The 15,371-nt window shown below is 72.2% G+C and carries 13 protein-coding genes; 7 read left to right on the top strand and 6 right to left on the bottom strand.

The window, feature by feature from the left end; genetic code table 11:
- Positions 1 to 14 precede the first annotated feature (14 nt).
- A complete protein-coding gene (locus tag DXZ73_RS19115) occupies positions 15 to 2,522 on the bottom strand; it encodes an ABC transporter permease (protein WP_240351409.1) in 2,508 nt (835 codons plus the stop codon).
- Positions 2,523 to 3,067: 545 nt separating this feature from the next.
- Between DXZ73_RS19115 and DXZ73_RS19110 the strand changes: the two genes are divergently transcribed.
- Positions 3,068 to 4,906, top strand: a complete 1,839-nt coding sequence (locus DXZ73_RS19110) for a PQQ-binding-like beta-propeller repeat protein (protein WP_116212194.1) — start codon at positions 3,068 to 3,070, stop codon at positions 4,904 to 4,906.
- Between the two features lie 322 nt (positions 4,907 to 5,228).
- A complete protein-coding gene (locus DXZ73_RS19105) occupies positions 5,229 to 5,969 on the top strand; it encodes a response regulator transcription factor (protein ID WP_116212193.1) in 741 nt (246 codons plus the stop codon).
- Here the strand turns inward: DXZ73_RS19105 and DXZ73_RS19100 are convergent.
- A complete protein-coding gene (locus DXZ73_RS19100) occupies positions 5,926 to 6,159 on the bottom strand; it encodes a hypothetical protein (RefSeq protein WP_116212192.1) in 234 nt (77 codons plus the stop codon). The two genes, DXZ73_RS19105 and DXZ73_RS19100, sit on opposite strands and share 44 nt — an antisense overlap.
- 16 nt (positions 6,160 to 6,175) lie before the next feature.
- Entirely contained in the window at positions 6,176 to 7,846 is a 1,671-nt protein-coding gene (locus DXZ73_RS19095; protein WP_116212191.1) for a sodium:solute symporter family protein, read from the bottom strand.
- Between the two features lie 116 nt (positions 7,847 to 7,962).
- Here DXZ73_RS19095 and galT point away from each other — a divergent pair, with 116 nt between their 5' ends.
- From galT to DXZ73_RS19075, 4 genes are all read left to right on the top strand, one after another.
- Complete coding sequence (galT, locus tag DXZ73_RS19090; protein ID WP_116212190.1) at positions 7,963 to 9,006, top strand: galactose-1-phosphate uridylyltransferase; 1,044 nt, start codon at positions 7,963 to 7,965, stop codon at positions 9,004 to 9,006.
- On the top strand, positions 9,003 to 9,965 hold the full coding sequence (gene galE / locus DXZ73_RS19085; protein WP_116212189.1) for a UDP-glucose 4-epimerase GalE: 963 nt from the start codon (positions 9,003 to 9,005) through the stop codon (positions 9,963 to 9,965). The genes galT and galE overlap by 4 nt, the downstream gene beginning before the upstream one ends.
- Entirely contained in the window at positions 9,962 to 11,116 is a 1,155-nt protein-coding gene (galK, locus tag DXZ73_RS19080; protein ID WP_116212188.1) for a galactokinase, read from the top strand. Before galE ends, galK begins: the two co-directional genes overlap by 4 nt.
- 317 nt (positions 11,117 to 11,433) lie before the next feature.
- Entirely contained in the window at positions 11,434 to 12,210 is a 777-nt protein-coding gene (locus DXZ73_RS19075; protein ID WP_116212187.1) for a response regulator transcription factor, read from the top strand.
- Here the strand turns inward: DXZ73_RS19075 and DXZ73_RS19070 are convergent.
- On the bottom strand, positions 12,169 to 12,666 hold the full coding sequence (locus DXZ73_RS19070) for a MarR family winged helix-turn-helix transcriptional regulator (protein ID WP_116212186.1): 498 nt from the start codon (positions 12,664 to 12,666) through the stop codon (positions 12,169 to 12,171). The two genes, DXZ73_RS19075 and DXZ73_RS19070, sit on opposite strands and share 42 nt — an antisense overlap.
- A 160-nt stretch (positions 12,667 to 12,826) precedes the next feature.
- Here DXZ73_RS19070 and DXZ73_RS19065 point away from each other — a divergent pair, with 160 nt between their 5' ends.
- A complete protein-coding gene (locus DXZ73_RS19065) occupies positions 12,827 to 13,642 on the top strand; it encodes a trans-aconitate 2-methyltransferase (RefSeq protein WP_116212185.1) in 816 nt (271 codons plus the stop codon).
- Between the two features lie 28 nt (positions 13,643 to 13,670).
- On the opposite strand, the gene DXZ73_RS19060 is transcribed toward DXZ73_RS19065, so the two are convergent.
- Entirely contained in the window at positions 13,671 to 14,363 is a 693-nt protein-coding gene (locus DXZ73_RS19060) for a TetR/AcrR family transcriptional regulator (protein WP_162890253.1), read from the bottom strand.
- A complete protein-coding gene (locus DXZ73_RS19055) occupies positions 14,360 to 15,340 on the bottom strand; it encodes an acyl-CoA desaturase (protein WP_205519184.1) in 981 nt (326 codons plus the stop codon). The genes DXZ73_RS19060 and DXZ73_RS19055 overlap by 4 nt, the downstream gene beginning before the upstream one ends.
- Positions 15,341 to 15,371: the final 31 nt, after the last annotated feature.

The following is a 15,371-nucleotide window of genomic DNA, read 5'->3' as shown; positions in this document are numbered from 1 at the left end:
GGGAACAAGAACCGTTACAAGCGCACCGCATCCACCGGCCGGGAACGGAGCGCCACCCACGCCGGCACCAGCGTCGCCGCCAAGGTCACACCGAGCCCCGAAGCGACCACCGTCACAAAGATCGACGCCGGACCCGACGGCAGCCAGGATCCCGATACCGCCATCCCGAAGGGAACCAGCGTCGTCGCCGCCGCGACAGTTCCCAGCAGCAGCCCCACCACCGCCACCAGCGCGCCCTCCACCGTCATCATCCGCAGCACCTGCCCCCGCGTCGCCCCCGTGAGGCGCTGGAGCGCGAACTCGCCCTTCCGGGAGCCCACGGCGACGGCCGTCGTGTTCACGACGGAGAGCACCGTGTAGCCGACGAGCATCGCGATGATCAGGTAGTTGACCGACGCCTGGGTCCGGTTGTCGCGCGCGTGGGCCGCGGTCACCGCGTCGCGGCCGCTGATCCTCATGCCCGGCCCCACCGCGGCGGCGAGGTCCGCACCGGCCCCGCCCCGGACCAGGATCTGCGAGGGCAGCCCCGTGGTCGTGTGCGGAGCGAGCAGTTCCGCGCTGGTGAGCGCCGTCTCGAAGCCCTCGCGGCCCTTGAAGAGGGCCACGACGCGTACGTCCACGACGGCCCCGTCCCCCAGCCGCAGCCGCATCGCGTCGCCCACCCCGCGGTGGATCCGGTGCGCGACGCTCTCCGGCAGCGCGACCGCCGCACCGCGCAGAGCGGTCAGGCTGCCCGCGCTCGGAGTGATCGCGAGGGTCTGTGCGACGCCGTCCGCGCTGACGCCCTGCAGGGGCAGGCCCTTCTTGGGCTCGTCGCTGTCGTGCGGTTCGGTGTAGCCGGTGCCGGTGACGTACGCGCTCGCCGCGGTGACACCCGGCAGCGCGCGCACCCGGTCGAGCAGCGCCGGGTCCACGCCGCCCGCCGCCGAGGTGATCACCGAGTCGGCCCGCAGGTTCTCCGTGAACGCCTCGTCGGTCGCGGCGGCCGTGGTGGTCTGGAGGTAGAGCATGCCGGTGGCGATGCCGCTGGCCAGCATGACCGGGGTCGCGATCGCCGCCGTCTTGGCCGTACGGGCACGGCAGTTGAGCGCCGCCAGCCTGCCGGGGGCGCCGGTGAGGAGGCGTACGGGCCAGTGGAGCAGCACGGTCACCGCCTTGGTGAACCACGGGCCCAGCAGGGCCAGGGCGATCGCGCAGCACATCACCGTCGGTCCCGCCGTACTGGCCGCCATCGGGCCGCGCAGGACGAGCGAGGTGACCAGGGTCAGTGCGACCGTGCCCGCGAGGAACAGCAGCCCGGCGACGACGCGTACGGGATGCAGCCGGTCCTTGCGTACGGCCGCCTCGCCCAGCGCCTCCACGGGCTTGGCCTTGACCGCCCGCGTGCTGCCGAGCAGCCCGCCGGCCACGGCGGTCAGCAGCAGCGCCCCGTACGCGGGCATGGCCGGGATCCAGCCCTGGCTGAATTCGACGGTCTCGGCGATCATGCCGCTGTCGACCAGTGTGTCGTAGAGCCACCGCCCCGCGACCGGTCCCGCGGGCCAGGCCGCCGCGGCGGCGAAGGCCATGACCATGAGGGTCTCGCCCAGCAGCATGCGCCGCAGTTGGCGCGGGCTCGCGCCGATCGCACGCAGCAGGGCGAGTTCCCGGCTGCGCTGCTGTGCGGACAGGGCGACGGTTCCGGCCACGACGAACACCGCGACCAGCACGACCAGTCCGCCGACCGCCCCGGAGAGCGCGATCAGGTCCTCGCCGCCCTGGAGCACCTCGGGGTGCTCGACGGCACCCCGGTCGTCACCGGTCAGCAGGGTGACGCGCTGACCCGCGAGTGCCGCGGCGATGCCCTTGCGCACGGTGCCGAGGTCCGCGCCGGGCGCGAGGGTGACCGCGATGTCGGCGACGGAGTCCGCCCGGCCGGAGAGCGCGGCCGCGTCCGGAGCGGAGAAGAACAGCGTGGCCCGGGGCACGTCCCGCGCGGTGGCGACACCGCTCACGCGGTACGCGGCGGAGCCGCCGTGCGCGGCGATCCGTACGCGGTCCCCCACGCCGACCCCCGCGCGGCGGGCGAGCCCCGCGTCGAGTACGACCTCTCCCTCGCCCGGCGCGTGGCCCGAGGAGAGCGCGTACGGCGTGAGCGCCGCGGACTCCCACCCGTGCGCTTCCGCCTTCGCGGGTGCCCCGCCGCCGAGCACCGTCGCGTCGAAGGTGCGCTCCCCGACGGCCGTACGCACCCCGGGCACGGCCCGCACCTTGTCGGCCGACCCGGCCGGGAGCTCGACCCGTTCGGGAAGCGTCGTGGTCTTCTTGTGCTTCTTGCCCGTCTGCACCACGTGCGTACGGTCACCGGTGACCAGGATCTGCGCGCCCGCGAGGCGCTGCGGCGGGACGTTGTTCCGAATGCCGGTCTCCATGAGACCGCCGCAGGCCATGACCAGCGTGGCGCCGATGAAAAGCGCGAGGAACGTGGCGGTGAAACCACCGATCCGATACCGCAGCGAACGCGCCGCGAGCTTCCCCATCATCGATGGCCACGCCCCTTTTCCCCACTGTCCGACTTACGGCTCCACGCTAGGGAGGCGCGACGCTCTGTGACATGGGAGCAGCGGGTCGGTGGGGGGTGGGGCTATCCCTACCCTGTCCGCGCTTTCCGCTGGGTGGACTTCCAGCCCGGGGTGCGAAATCAGCCCGTCCGGCGTTTGAGGACGCTCCCGTAGGGAGCTCCCGCCGCAGGCGGCAACGGACCCGCAGCCGGGGGGGGGCTGGGGCACGAGCCCCAGTTTCGGGAAGGGGCGGGGTGGGGAACAAGCCCGCCGCAGGCGCGATCGCATGGCCTGAAAGCGCCGCCGAAGAGCACCGCGCAACGGTCTCGTCACGGCCTGCCGTAAACCCTCAATCCGCGCCTGTCACCTCAGAATCTGGTGATACAAAAGACATCCGCTCGCCTGCCGCCCGACTGGCGGGATGCGCGTCCGATTCGCTCCTTCCCGGTGGATTTTCGGTCATTTTCGGCCACCGGGAGCGCGGGGGAGACCGGCCGGACGCCGCACCCGCGTAAAGAGGAAAGCTGATGTCACAGCCGCCCCAGCCGCCCAACCAGCCGCCAGGGGTTCCCCCGGCGCAGCCGGGCGGAGGCTTCGGAGCGCCGAACCCCTCGTACGGCTACCCGCCCCAGCAGCCGCCGCAGGGCCCGCCGCCGGGGTACGGCTACCCGCAGGCGCCGCAGACACCGCCCCCGCCGCCAGGCTTCCAGAAGCCCTCGACGCCGCCCCCGCCCGGGGCACCGGCGACCCCGCCGCCCCCGCCGGGCGCCCCGCAGGGCGCACCCCAGGGCCCGCCGCCGGGCGGCTACGGCTACCCCGGCCAGCCCGGCCAGCCCGGTCAGGGATTCGGCGCGCCCGGCCAAGGCTTCGGTGCCCCCCAGCCGCCCCAGTTCGGCGCGTACCCGCCCGGTCCGCCCAGCCCCGCCGGCCCCGGTGGCGGCAACGGCCGTGGCAAGCAGCGCATGGTGGTCATCGTGTCCGCGGCCGTCGCGCTGGCGCTCGTCGTCGGCGGTGGCATCTGGTACGCCACCTCGGGCGGCGGCAAGGACGACACGGCGAGCAAGGACGGCAACAGCACCCAGGGCGGCGGCAAGGGCGGTGGCGGCGACAGCGGTCCCAAGCCCAAGGCCGTCGACGGCAAACTGCTGTTCAGCGTGCCCTCGCAGGACGTCAAGGACATGGTCAGCGCCAAGGGCCTGTGGGCCACCGACCAGGTCGTCGCCAAGGCGGACGTCTACAAGGTCACCGGCTACGGCCTGTCCGGCGGCAAGAAGTGGGAGATCCCGGTCGACGGGGCGATCTGCTGGGCCAACCCGCAGGCGACGGCCGACGGCAAGGCCGTCATCCTGGTCAGCGATGGCAAGCAGACCGACGACAAGCCGTACGGCGGCCCCTGCACCCAGGTCGTCGCCCTCGACCTGAACAAGGGCACCAAGCTCTGGCAGAAGTCCGCCAAGACCGGTGACAAGGACCTCACCTTCAGCGAGGTCACCATCGGCGGCGGCACCGTGGCCGCGGGCGGCATCGGTGGCGGCGCCGCCTGGTCGCTGGACGACGGCAAGGAGCTGTGGAAGCCCAAGGCCGACGGCGACGACTGCAAGGACGCCGGTTACGGCGGTGGCGGCAAGCTCGTCGCCGTGCGCCGCTGCGGCGACTACCAGCGGCCGCAGATCAGCATCCAGACCCTCGACCCCAAGTCGGGTGCGGTCAAGTCCGAGTACAAGATGCCGTCCGGCCTCAACTACCCGCACATCGCGTCCACCGACCCGCTGGTCGTGGCCGTCTCCGCGGGCGACTCCACCGGCAACGGCGCCTCGGACTTCATGGTGATCGACGACAGCGCCAAGGAAGGCAGGCTGAAGTCCAAGATCTCCACGGGCAACGGCACCTACGAGCCCAAGTGCCCGTCCACCGAGGTCGAGGGCTGCACCAAGATCTCCATCACCAAGGACTCGCTCTACCTGCCGACCAAGCAGCACTCCTCCGGCGACTCCGACCAGCCCGGCCAGGTCAACGAGATCGTCGCCTTCGACCTGGCCAACGGCCAGACCAAGGGCAAGACCGAGGGCGTGCCCGGCGCCCAGCTGACCCCGCTGGGCACCGACAAGGACGGCTTCGCGATCGGCTACCAGAACGCGACGTACAAGGGCGGCGGGCAGGTGCTGCGCATCGACCCGAAGACGTACAAGGCCGATGTGCTGCTGAAGAACGCCGACGACTCGGCCAAGTTGGAGCAGGACCTCTCGCCGCAGTTCAAGGAGGGACTGTGGGCGCAGGGCCGGCTCTTCCTCGGCTCGGAGTACGTCCACAAGCGGTCGCTCGGCCTGGACCGGGAGAACCTGCTGGCGGTCTTCGGCGGGAACTGACCCCACCGTGCGGAACGGCCGGTACCGGAAGTTGACGCCGGTACCGGCACCCACGCGGCCGACCCGCTGTCGTCGTGTTGACGCCGTAGTCGTTTCCGATCGGTTGACGCACGATGAAGCACGCCGAAAGTCGTATCCCTGCCCGTCACGCCTCCGTGCCTGAACGATCCGTTTCAGTCTCGAAGTACACGTGATTGGCAGGGATTTCGGCATTCCGGGGGACTTCTCACCGGTAAGGGGCGCGGAACGTCGAACAAGCGTGTAGCTTCCGGGGAACAAGAGGGCCGACGAGAGACGTACGCGGGCGACAGGGGGCAAGCGCATGGGCGTGCGGCTCATGGTGGTCGACGACCACCGACTGCTGGCCGAGGCGCTCGCCTCGGCCCTGAAGCTGCGCGGGCACCGGGTGCTGGCCGCCGCGGCGCCGAGCGCGGGCGCGGCCGACCTGGTGGTCAGCCGCGCCCCCGAGGTGTGCCTGCTGGGCACCGCCACCCCCGCCGAGCCGGGGGCCTTCGACCCGGTCGTCCGGATCAAGCGCGAGCGCCCGCAGGTGGCCGTCGTGGTGCTCGGCCCCGTGCCGAGCCCGCTCGGCATCGCCGCGGCCTTCGCCGCGGGCGCCTCGGGCTATGTGCGGCACAACGAACGCATCGAGGGCGTCGAGCGGGCCATGATGAAGGCCCGTGCCGGAGAGGCCGCGGTGGACCCGCAGCTGCTCCAGGGCGCCTTCGCCGAGCTCCTCAACCCCGCGGCGCAGCCCGACGACGAGGGCGCCCGGCTGCTCCAACTGCTCACCCCGCGCGAGGTCGAGGTGCTCGTGCGGGTCGCCGAGGGCGAGGACACCCGGCTGATCGCGGCGGGCATGGGAATAGCTCCCAGCACCGCGCGCACACATGTGCAGCGCGTCCTGATGAAGCTGGGCGTGGGCTCCCGGCTGGAGGCGGCGGCCCTCGCGGCCCGTACGGGGCTGCTCGACCGCGCCGCGGGCGCCACGGCCGCGGCCACTGCCGCCGCGGCCCGCGTCATCGCTCCCCGGCCTCCGGCGGGGCCGCAGGGCGGAGCCTGAACCACAGCAGGAAGAAGGCCCCGAGCGCGAGCATGCCCAGGCCCGTCCAGAGGTTGATGTTGATGCCCTGGGCCTTCTCCAGATCCGCGTCCGAGGCGGCGATCCCGGCGCCGGTGACGATGACGCCGTACACCGCGAACAGCGCGCCGATGATCAGCCGCAGGTCGAACAGCCGGTGCTTCGCTTTCATGACAACTCCCCGGAAATCAGAAGGAGAACGGGACGTAGCAGACGGCGGCGAGGACGACCGCGCCCCAGCCGAGCAGCGCGGGCCTGCGGTACCACGCGTCGTCGCCCTCGGCGGGCGGCTCCGCGGCGCCGGGCGCGGCCGTGCCGTGGACCAGCCCCGCCAGCGAGGCGGCGGGCTTGGGCGCCGTGGCGTACGAGACGGCGACCGTCACCACCGCGCCGGCCGCGAACGCGACGATCGCGGAGACGAAGTTGGCGCCCTGGTCGGACGGGATCGCGACAACTCCCTGCTTGTACAGCCAGAAGTAGTTGACCATCGCCGCGACCGTGCCGGACAGCAGCCCCCAGAAGCCCGCCGCGGCCGTGGCCCGCTTCCAGAACATGCCGATGATGAAGACGCAGAACAGCGGCACGTTGAAGAACGAGAACAGCGTCTGGAGGTAGTTCATGATGTTGCCGAACGACGAGGCGATGAACGCCGTCCCCATGCCGGCCAGCACCCCGATCGCCGTGATCCACCGCCCCGTCGCCAGATAGTGCGCGTCGGGCCGGTCCTTGCGCACGTAGGCGGCCCAGATGTCGTTGGTGAAGACGGTGTTGAAGGACGAGACGTTGGCCGCCATGCCCGCCATGAAGGCGGCGAGCAGCCCGGTGACCGCGAGCCCCAGCACGCCGTTCGGCAGCAGGTCGCGCATCAGCACCGGGATCGCGTCGTTGTAGCTCAGGCCGCTGCCCGCCCGGCCCAGCGCCGGTTCCATGGCGACCGCGATCAGGCCCGGCAGCACCACGGCCAGCGGGATGAGGAGCTTGGGGAACGCGGCGATGAGCGGGGTGCGCCGGGCGGCGCCGAGGTCCTTCGCGGACAGCGCGCGCTGCACCTCGGCGAAGTTGGTGGTCCAGTAGCCGAAGCTGAGGACGAAGCCCAGCCCCAGGACGATGGTCAGCCAGTTGGCGCCCAGCGGATTGGCGTGGCCGATGCCCGTGCCGCCCCAGGCGCTCAGGAAGTCGTCGCCGTGGCTGTCCGAGAGGGTGTGCGACAACCCGTGCCAGCCGCCGACCCGTTGGAGGCCGACGACCGTCAGGGGTATCAGCGCGGCGAGGATGACGAAGAACTGCAGCACCTCGTTGTAGATCGCCGAGGAGAGCCCGCCGAGGGTGATGTACGCGAGGACGAAGAGGCCCGCCACCACGATCGCCACCCACTGCGGCCACCCCAGCAGCGCCTGGAGCACCAGCGCCAGCGCGTAGAGGTTGACCCCCGCGATCAGCACGGACGACACCGCGAAGATGACGGACGACAGCAGGTGCGAGGACGGCCCGAAGCGGTGCAGCAGGAACTCCGGTACGGAGCGCACCTTCGAGCCGTAATAGAACGGCATCATCACCAGACCCAGGAAGACCATGGCCGGTATCGCGCCGATCCAGTACCAGTGGACCGTGTAGGCCCCGTACTGTGCCCCGTTGGCGGCCATGCCCAGGATCTCGGTGGCGCCGAGGTTGGCGGCGACGAAGGCGAGGCCGGTCACCCAGGCGGGCAGCGAACGGCCCGAGAGGAAGAAGTCCAGGCTGGTGCGGACCGAGCGGCGGGCCGCGAGCCCGATGCCCAGGACCACGGCGAAGTACAGGACGAGGATCGTGTAGTCGAGCCCGTTGACGGGAAGGCGCAGCCCTTCGGCCAGTTCGCGCATGGGTCCACCTCATCGCTCGCTGTTGACGGCGTTGTTGGGTCATGCTTCCTTGTGTTGAGTTGTGTGTGAAGGTGTCTGGTAAAGGTGTTCGGACTGTTCGGTGAGAGAGGTTCCGGATGAAGCGGACGGCCACCCGGCTCGCGGACGGGCGCGAGCTCTTCTACTACGACCTCCGCGACGACACCGTGCGCGACGCCCCCGACCTCCGGCGCCCCGCCCCCGTCGCCACCACCTCCGAGGTCCGCCGGGACCCCCTCCTCGGCGACAGCGTGGTCATCGCCTCCCACCGCCAGGGGCGGACCCACCACCCGCCGCCCGACGACTGCCCGCTGTGCCCCTCGCGCGAGGGCCGGTCCACCGAGATCCCCGAACCCGACTACGACGTGGCCGTGTTCGAGAACCGCTTCCCCTCCCTCGCCGGGGATTCCGGCCGCTGCGAGGTCGTCTGCTTCACCCCCGACCACCACGCCTCCTTCGCCGACCTCGACGAGGAACGCGCCGCGCTCGTCCTCACCGCCTGGACCGACCGCACCGCCGACCTGGCCGAACTCCCCACTGCCGCCCAGGTCTTCTGCTTCGAGAACCGCGGCTCCGAGATCGGCGTCACCCTCGGCCACCCGCACGGCCAGATCTACGCCTATCCGTTCACCACCCCGCGCACCGAGCGCATGCTCGCCTCCGCGGCCGGGCACCACCGGCGCACCGGCGGGCAGAACCTCTTCGACGCCACCGTGGCCGCCGAGCGCGCCGACGGCCGCCGCGTCGTCCTCGACACCGGCCACTGGACGGCCTTCGTGCCGTACGCCGCGCACTGGCCGTACGAGGTCCACCTGTACCCCCGGCGCCGGGTCCCCGACCTGCCCGCGCTGGACGACGCCGCCCGCACAGAGTTCCCACAGGTCTACCTGGAACTCTTGCGGCGCTTCGACCGGATCTTCGACCTGCCGGAGCCCACGCCGTACGTCTCCGCCTGGCACCAGGCGCCGTTCCACCACCCCCACAGGAGTGAATTCGCCCTTCACCTAGAGCTTTTCACCGTCCGCCGGGCTCCCGGCAAGCTGAAGTTCCTCGCCGGTTCCGAATCCGGCATGAGTGTGTTCATCAACGACGTGCCGCCCGAGGCCGCGGCCGAGCGACTGCGAGAGGTAGCGAGCACATGAGCACATACCTGGTCACAGGCGGTGCCGGATACATCGGGAGCGTGGTCACCGCGCACCTGCTGGCCGCCGGGCACACCGTGACCGTCCTCGACGACCTCTCCACCGGGCACCGCGCGAGCGTCCCCGAAGGCGCCCGCTTCATCGAGGGCCGTGTGCAGGACGCCGGGAATTGGCTGGACAGCTCCTACGAGGCGGTGCTGCACTTCGCCGCCCACTCCCAGGTCGGCCAGTCCGTCGCCGACCCCGAGCCGTACTGGCGCAACAACGTCGCCGGCACCGCCGACCTCCTCGCCGCCATGCGCGACGCGGACGTCCGCACCCTCGTCTTCTCCTCCACCGCCGCGACCTACGGCGAGCCCGCCACCGTCCCGATCACCGAGGACGCCCCCACCGGCCCCACCAATCCCTACGGTGCCACCAAGCTCGCCGTCGACCACATGATCGGCGGCGAGTGCGCCGCCCACGGCCTCGCGGCGGTCTCCCTGCGCTACTTCAACGTCGCCGGCGCCTACGGGCACCACGGCGAGCGGCACGCGCCCGAGACCCACCTCGTCCCGATCGTCCTCCAGGTCGCGCTGGGCGAGCGCGAGTCCGTCGCCGTGTACGGCGACGACTACCCCACCCCCGACGGCACCTGCGTCCGCGACTACATCCACGTCGCCGACCTCGCCGAGGCCCACCTCCTCGCCCTGTCCGCGGCCCGCGACGGCGAGCACCTGATCTGCAACCTCGGCAACGGCAGCGGCTTCTCCGTCCACGAGGTCATCGAGACCGCCCGCAAGGTCACCGGCCACCCCGTCCCGCAGACCGCCGCCCCGCGCCGCCCCGGCGACCCCGCCGTCCTCGTCGCCTCCGCCGCGCGGGCCGCCGAGACCCTCGGCTGGCGGCCCCGCCGCACCGAACTGTCCGAAATCATCGCGGACGCCTGGGAGTTCGCCCGCCGGGCCGCTGCCGAGTGAGCGCCGACGCCTCGGCCGACGCCTTCCGGCGGGCCTTCGGACACCCGCCCGCCGGGGTCTGGGCGGCCCCCGGCCGGGTCAACCTCATCGGTGAATACACCGACGTCAACGAGGGGTTCGTGCTCCCGTTCGCCCTCCCGCACGCCGTACGGGCCGCGGCCGCGCCCCGCGACGACGGCCTGCTGCGCCTGCACCGGGGCGACGACGCTCGCACCGGATGGCTGGAACTCTCCGGCGCCGACCTGCGACCGGGACACACCGAGGGCTGGGCCGCCTACCCCGCCGGCGTGCTGTGGGCCCTGCGCGAGGCGGGCCACGACCTCGGCGGCGCCGACCTCCGCATCGACGGCGAGGTGCCACAGGGCGCCGGGCTGTCCTCCTCGGCAGCCCTGGAGTGCGCCGTCGCGCTCGCCCTCACCGAAGCGGCCGGCCTCGCGCTGTCCCGGCAGGAGATCGCCAGGATCTGCCGGCGGGCGGAGAACGACTTCGTGGGCGTCCCCTGCGGGATCATGGACCAGACCGCCTCAGCCTGCTGCGTCACCGGACACGCCCTGTTCCTGGACACCCGCGACCTCGCGCGGCGGCACGTACCACTGGACCTGGCGGGCGCGGGGCTGCGGCTGCTGGTCGTCGACACCCGCGTGAAGCACGCGCTGGCCGACGGCGCGTACGCGAAGCGGCGCGCCGGTTGCGAGGCGGGGGCACGCGCGCTGGGCGTACGCGCGCTGCGCGACGTGCCCCACGACCGGCTGGGGGACGCCCTCGACCGGTTGCCGGACGCGGACGCGCGGGCCCTGGTGCGCCATGTCGTCACCGAGAACGAGCGCGTCCGCCGGGTCGTCGCGCACCTCGACGCGGGCGACGTCCGGGCCGTCGGACCGCTCCTCACGGCCGGGCACGCCTCGCTCCGCGACGACTTCCGGGTCTCGTGCCCGGAGCTGGACCTGGCGGTCGCGGTTGCGAATTCCTCGGGGGCGCTGGGGGCGCGGATGACCGGGGCGGGGTTCGGGGGATCGGTGGTGGCGCTGGTGGAGTCGGAGCGGGCGGCGGCCGTGGAGCGGGCCGTCGCGGATGCCTTCGCGGCGGCCGGGTTCGCGCGGCCGCGGGTGTTTCCGGTGGTCGCGGGTCCGGGCGCGCGCCGTGAGGCGTAGGCCGGAGCTGAAAACCGGCGGGGACATGGACAACATCGAGTCGTTCCGTGTCGTTCACTGCCCCAATACTGAACAGAAAGCTCACCATAAACACGCGGGTCAGGCAGTTTTGCCAATCGGCTCCCGTCGCCGGACCCCCGCCGTACGCTGATGCACAGCGCCGGTGGGGGCCGACGCTGATCAGGGGGCGAGACAGTCAGGTACGACGCCCGGGGGCGGGGTAGTTGTCATGGCACGGCGGCGGCCGTGCGCGCGTGGCGACCCCGGCACCGGGCGCCGTACCCGCACTGCCCGCCTTCCGGAATATGGGGGTGGCTGTGGCACGAATTCGGGTTCTGGTGGTCGACGACCACCGCATCTTCGCCGAGTCGCTCGCCGCTGCCCTCGCGGCCGAGCAGGATGTGGACGTCTCGGCGGCCGGCAGTGGTCCGGCGGCGCTGCGCGCCCTGGAGCGCGCGGCGGGCGAAGGGCGCCGCTTCGACGTGCTCCTGGTCGACGCCGATCTGGGCACGGTGGCCGCGGACGGCGTGCCGGGGCAGCGCGTGCCCGTCCACGACGGCGGGCACGCCGAGGGCGTCGTCGACGGTATCTCCCTGGTGGCGGGCGTCCGCACCGGCCAGCCCGCCGTGCGGACGGTGGTGCTCGCCGAGCGCGACGACCCCAGACGGGCCGCCGCGGCGCTCCAGGCGGGCGCCAGCGGCTGGGTGGCCAAGGACTGCTCGCTGTCCCGGCTGCTGGCCGTCATCAGGGGCGTGCTGAGGGACGAGACGCATCTCCCGCCGGCCCTGCTGACCGGGGTGCTGCGGGAGCTCACGGCCGCGCGCAAGCACCGCACCGAGAGCGAGCGGCTCGTGGAGTCGCTGACCCCGCGCGAGCGCGAGGTGCTGCGCTGCATGGTCGCCGGGCTCGGCCGCAAGGCCGTCGCCGAGCGCCTCTACCTCTCCCCGCACACGGTGCGCACACACATGCAGAACGTGCTGGGGAAGCTGGGCGTGCACTCCACGCTCGCCGCGGTCGCGCTGGCCCGCCGGGCCGGGGTGGGGCCGGTCGACCTAGCCGGGCACATTGTCGAACGGGGCAGTCAACTGACGTAGCAGATCGGCCAGTTCGCTGCGCTGCCCGCCCGACAGGCGGGCGAGGATGGCGCGCTCCTGGGCGAGCAGCCCGGCGAGCGCCTCGTCCGCGCGGTCGCGCCCCTCGGCGGTGAGCCGCACCAGCACGCCCCGGCGGTCGCTGGGGTCGGGCAGCCGCTCGACGAGGCCGCGCTTGGCGAGCCGGTCGATGCGGTTGGTCATGGTGCCGGAGGTGACCAGCGTCTGGGTGAGCAACTGGCCGGGGGAGAGCTGATAGGGGGCGCCCGCGCGGCGCAGGGAGGTCAGCACGTCGAACTCCCACGGCTCCAGCCGGTGCTCGGCGAAGGCCAGCCGCCGGGCCCGGTCGAGGTGGCGGGCGAGCCTGCTGACGCGGCTGAGCACCTCGAGCGGTTCCACGTCGAGGTCCGGGCGCTCGCGGCGCCACGCTGACACAAGTCGATCGACCTCGTCCTCCATGGCGATCAGTGTAGTTGGTCTGTCGACATGAAGTCTCTTGACGTCAAGATACTTGGGGTGGATGCTGGGTGTACAGGCGCGCGGATCCTGTAAGCGCCGGCCGTCGGGCGCCCCCCGACCCGGCCCGCGCGCCCCGCCGTCCCCCAAGGAGGCTCCACCGATGCACAGCGCACCCACGGCGACCGGCTGGGACCCGCGGCAGTACCTCCGCCACTCCGGCCACCGCACCCGCCCCTTCCACGACCTCCTCGCCCGCGTACCCGAGCCGCCCCGCGGCCCCGCCCGCATCGTCGACCTCGGCTGCGGACCCGGCAACGTCACCGCCCTCCTCGCCGAGCGCTGGCCCGACGCCCACATCACCGGCCTCGACAGCTCCGCCGAGATGCTCGCCGAGGCCGCGGCCCACGCCGGTCCCACCGCCGGTGGCGGCCGGCTCGACTTCGCCCGCACGGACCTCGCCGGATGGGTGCCCGAGGAGACGTACGACCTGATCGTCTCCAGCGCCACGTTCCAGTGGGTCCCGGGGCACGCCGACCTCTTCCCGTCCTGGACCGCCGCCCTCGCACCCGGCGGCACCTTCGCCTTCACGGTCCCCGGCAACTTCACCGCACCCAGCCACGTACTGCTCCACGAGCTCTGCGAGAGCCCCCGCTGGCGCGACCGCCTCGCGGGCCTCCACCGGGCCGGCCACATCCTCGAACCCGCGGGCTACCTGGAGAGGCTCGCGGGCCTGGGGCTCACGGCGGACGTGTGGGAGACGGCATACATGCAGCTGCTGAGCGGCACGGACCCCGTCCTCGACTGGACGAAGGGCACGGCACTGCGGCCGGTCCTGGCGGCGCTCGCGGACGACGCGTCCGCGACGGAGGAATTCCTCACGTCGTACGGGGCGCTGCTGCGCGAGGCGTATCCGGCGGGGCCGGGGGGCACGGTCTTCCCGTTCCGCCGCGTCTTCGCGGTGGCGCGCCGCGATTGATCTTTCCCCGGCGCCCCCGGGGCGCGGGCTAGGCCCGGCGGTGGCCCACCAGGCGCGGCTTGGGCTCCAGGCCGTCCAGGCCGTGCCACGCCAGGTTCACCAGGTGCGCCGCCACCTCCGCCTTCTTCGGCTTGCGCACGTCCAGCCACCACTGGCCCGTCAGGGCGACCATGCCCACCAGCGCCTGGGCGTACAGCGGGGCCAGCTTCGGGTCGAAGCCGCGCGCCTTGAACTCCAGGCCCAGGATGTCCTCGACCTGGGTGGCGATGTCGCTGATCAGCGAGGCGAAGGTGCCCGTGGACTGCGCGACGGGCGAGTCGCGGACCAGGATGCGGAAGCCGTCCGTATACGTCTCGATGTAGTCCAGCAGGGCGAAGGCCGCCTGCTCCAGCAGCTCCCGGGGGTGCCCGGCCGTCAGCGCGCCCGTCACCATGTCGAGCAGCTGCCGCATCTCGCGGTCGACCACCACCGCGTACAGCCCCTCCTTGCCGCCGAAGTGCTCGTAGACCACCGGCTTGGAGACCCCGGCCTTCGCCGCGATCTCCTCCACCGAGGTGCCCTCGAACCCCCGCTCGGCGAAGAGCGTGCGACCGATGTCCAGCAGCTGCTCACGGCGCTCCGCGCCGGTCATCCGCACCCGGCGGGTGCGACGGGTCCCCGAAGCAGAGGCCCGGTTCTTGTCACTGGTGGAATTGCTGTCGATCGCCACGCTGTCAATCATGCCGCGTGAACGGCAGTTTCCTTCCGTCGGGAGTCGATGCGGTCCGCATCCGGCCAGCGCACGTCGTACGCCCAGCCGGCCTTCTCGAACCAGCGGATGATCCGGGCGCTCGAGTCCAGCTGCCCCTTCAGCACACCGTGGCGGGCCGAGGTCGGGTCGGCGTGGTGCAGGTTGTGCCAGGACTCGCCGCAGGACAGCACCGCCAGCCACCACACGTTGCCCGACCGGTCCCGCGACTTGAACGGGCGCTTGCCCACCGCGTGGCAGATCGAGTTGATCGACCATGTCACGTGGTGCAACAGCGCCACCCGCACCAGTGAACCCCAGAAGAACGCCGTCAGAGCGCCCTGCCATGACCACGTCACCAATCCGCCGACCAGCGGCGGCAGCAGCAGCGACACCGCCGTCCACAGCACGAACTGCCGCGACACCCGCCGGATCGCCGGATCCTTGATCAGATCCGGTGCGTACTTCTCCTGCGACGTCTGCTCCTCGTCGAACATCCAGCCGATATGTGCCCACCACAGGCCCTTCAGCAGCGCGGGCACCGACTCGCCGAACCGCCACGGCGAATGCGGATCCCCCTCCGCGTCCGAGAAGCGGTGATGCCGGCGGTGATCCGCCACCCAGCGCACCAGTGGCCCCTCCACCGCCATCGACCCCATGATCGCCAGCGCGATCTTCAGCGGCCGTTTCGCCTTGAACGCCCCATGAGTGAAATGCCGGTGGAAACCGATCGTGATGCCGTGGCAACCGATGTAGTACATCGCCACCATCAGCCCGAGATCGAGCCAGCTCACCCCCCAGCCCCACGCCAGCGGAACGGCGGCGAGCAGGGCGATGAACGGAACGACGATGAACAGCAACAGCGCGAGCTGCTCCACCGAGCGCTTGCTGTCACTGCCGAGAGTGGCGGACGGGAGCGGGGTTTCCTGGGCCATCGGCGCTTCTTCGATCACGTCGGGGCTTGCAGTCATGAGATCCCTCAGGGGGCTCGGGACACGGCTA

Source organism: Streptoverticillium olivoreticuli subsp. olivoreticuli, assembly GCF_003391135.1.
Classification (GTDB): Bacteria; Actinomycetota; Actinomycetes; order Streptomycetales; family Streptomycetaceae; genus Streptomyces; species Streptomyces blastmyceticus.
The sequence above is the reverse complement of the archived record's forward strand: the minus strand, read 5'-3'. Positions and strand labels throughout refer to the sequence as shown.

Excerpts from the sequence above, each read along its gene's own strand:
- DXZ73_RS19065 (WP_116212185.1), top strand. The coding sequence starts at position 12,827 with ATGCACAGCGCACCCACGGCGACCGGCTGGGACCCGCGGCAGTACCTC.
- DXZ73_RS19105 (WP_116212193.1), top strand. The coding sequence starts at position 5,229 with ATGGGCGTGCGGCTCATGGTGGTCGACGACCACCGACTGCTGGCCGAG.
- DXZ73_RS19060 (WP_162890253.1), bottom strand. The coding sequence starts at position 14,363 with ATGATTGACAGCGTGGCGATCGACAGCAATTCCACCAGTGACAAGAAC.
- DXZ73_RS19115 (WP_240351409.1), bottom strand. The coding sequence starts at position 2,522 with ATGATGGGGAAGCTCGCGGCGCGTTCGCTGCGGTATCGGATCGGTGGT.
- DXZ73_RS19100 (WP_116212192.1), bottom strand. The coding sequence starts at position 6,159 with ATGAAAGCGAAGCACCGGCTGTTCGACCTGCGGCTGATCATCGGCGCG.
- DXZ73_RS19095 (WP_116212191.1), bottom strand. The coding sequence starts at position 7,846 with ATGCGCGAACTGGCCGAAGGGCTGCGCCTTCCCGTCAACGGGCTCGAC.
- galT (WP_116212190.1), top strand. The coding sequence starts at position 7,963 with ATGAAGCGGACGGCCACCCGGCTCGCGGACGGGCGCGAGCTCTTCTAC.
- DXZ73_RS19055 (WP_205519184.1), bottom strand. The coding sequence starts at position 15,340 with ATGACTGCAAGCCCCGACGTGATCGAAGAAGCGCCGATGGCCCAGGAA.
- DXZ73_RS19070 (WP_116212186.1), bottom strand. The coding sequence starts at position 12,666 with ATGGAGGACGAGGTCGATCGACTTGTGTCAGCGTGGCGCCGCGAGCGC.
- DXZ73_RS19110 (WP_116212194.1), top strand. The coding sequence starts at position 3,068 with ATGTCACAGCCGCCCCAGCCGCCCAACCAGCCGCCAGGGGTTCCCCCG.
- galE (WP_116212189.1), top strand. The coding sequence starts at position 9,003 with ATGAGCACATACCTGGTCACAGGCGGTGCCGGATACATCGGGAGCGTG.